The sequence below is a fragment of the Streptomyces sp. B1866 genome (genome assembly GCF_031932565.1).
Lineage (GTDB): Bacteria > Actinomycetota > Actinomycetes > Streptomycetales > Streptomycetaceae > Streptomyces.
Genome location: NZ_JAVSCF010000561.1, coordinates 1 through 858 on the forward strand (window position 1 = coordinate 1; position 858 = coordinate 858).

At 74.6% G+C, this 858-nt stretch carries 2 protein-coding genes and 1 pseudogene; all 3 read right to left on the bottom strand.

Going from position 1 to position 858, the window contains the following annotated elements; genetic code table 11:
* Nucleotides 1-216 (bottom strand): annotated as a pseudogene (locus RKE29_RS30185) (hypothetical protein); the annotation flags it as partial.
* Complete coding sequence (locus RKE29_RS30190) at nucleotides 213-386, bottom strand: hypothetical protein (protein ID WP_312008887.1); 174 nt, start codon at nucleotides 384-386, stop codon at nucleotides 213-215. The pseudogene RKE29_RS30185 and the gene RKE29_RS30190, both read right to left, overlap by 4 nt.
* Complete coding sequence (locus RKE29_RS30195) at nucleotides 386-622, bottom strand: hypothetical protein (RefSeq protein ID WP_312008888.1); 237 nt, start codon at nucleotides 620-622, stop codon at nucleotides 386-388. The genes RKE29_RS30190 and RKE29_RS30195 overlap by 1 nt, the downstream gene beginning before the upstream one ends.
* Nucleotides 623-858: the final 236 nt, after the last annotated feature.

The window sequence follows — 858 nt, forward strand, 5'->3', positions numbered from 1 at the left end:
CGCCCCCGCCCGCAACCGCCCACCGTCGACGCGGACACCCGAGGCGAGCCACATCCGCGCCGCGCCGAGCACGTTGCGTGCTGCCAGCACCTGCGCGTCCTCCCAGGCGTCCGCCAACACCCCGACCGGCCCGGGGCTGGGGCCGCCGGGGGGCGGGACGGTGTAGCAGGGCGTGCCGTCCACGGTGGACCACGGCAGCGGGACCAGCCCGCTCACCGGTCCGACTCCGGACTTGTGGCCTTGGCCTGGCACTGGTGGCACTCGCACCGGGGCCACTCACACGACGCCGGAGCGAACGACCTGCCCGGCTCACCCCGGACCGAGCAGGAGCTGATCTCGGCCTGCTCCCCGGTCACCGGGTCCAGCCGGTACACCCGGATCGTCATCACCGCCACGCCCAACCACCCCCCACCGACGCGCCCGCCCGCGCGAGGTCCACGCCGTGAATCCGGCGCGGGCCCACGTCGATCCCGTACGCGGCCAGCGAGACCGCCCACCGCCGACGCCGCTGTACCCGCCGTTCCCTCCGGTTGGCCCGCCGCCGCGCGGCCAGCGCCTGCTCCCGCTCGGCCAGCTCCCGCTCGTAGGCGAGCACGAACGGCCGCACCAGTGGGGTGTCCACCGGCCAGAACACCTCATCCGCCGGATCGGGGACGGGCTCGGCGGGTACCCGGGGCAACGGCAGTGTCGGCGCGTCCACCGCCGTAGTCGCCTGAGCCGGTCGGTTCTCCGGCCCCACCACACTCGGGCGGGGGACGATCGGAGGCGGAACCGCCCCGGCCCGGTGTCGGCCACGCGTTCGATGGCCGAAAACGCGCTTCACGTACGCCGCTAATACTCCAGCTGTAGATCGTGATC

What these genes read in the sequence shown, in the direction of transcription:
- RKE29_RS30190 (WP_312008887.1), bottom strand. Translation starts at nt 386, where the DNA reads ATGACGATCCGGGTGTACCGGCTGGACCCGGTGACCGGGGAGCAGGCC.